1 pseudogene is annotated in these 439 nt (G+C 63.1%); it reads right to left on the minus strand.

Annotation, left to right across the window (positions count from 1 at the left end):
- Positions 1–439 (minus strand): annotated as a pseudogene (locus EN750_RS38730) (trigger factor); the annotation flags it as partial.

The raw sequence follows: 439 nt of genomic DNA on the forward strand, positions 1-439 counted from the left end.
GCCTTCTTCTTGGGCTCTTCCGCGTCGTCGGCCTTCTTGGCGTCGGCCTTCTTGGCGGCGGCTTTCTTCGCCGGCTTCGCCTTGACGGAGGTCTCGTCCTCTTCGTCGTCGGCCATCAGCTCTTCCTTGCTGACCTTGACGTCGGTGACCGAAATCTGACCGAGCAGATGGTCGACCACTTTTTCCTCGAACATCGGCGCCCGCAGCGTGTTCAACGCTTCCGGGTTGTTGCGGTAGAACTCGAAGACTTCCTGCTGCTGGTTGCCCGGATAGCGGCGCACCTGCTCGAACAGGCCGCGCTGCAGCTCTTCGTCCGATACGGTCACGCCGGCCTTCTCGCCGATTTCAGCCAACACAAGGCCGAGGCGCACGCGGCGCTCGGCAAGCCGCAGATACTCGGCACGCGCCTCTTCTTCCGTCGTCTCTTCGTCGGCGAAGG

Source organism: Mesorhizobium sp. M7A.F.Ca.ET.027.03.2.1, assembly GCF_003999175.1.
GTDB lineage: Bacteria > Pseudomonadota > Alphaproteobacteria > Rhizobiales > Rhizobiaceae > Mesorhizobium.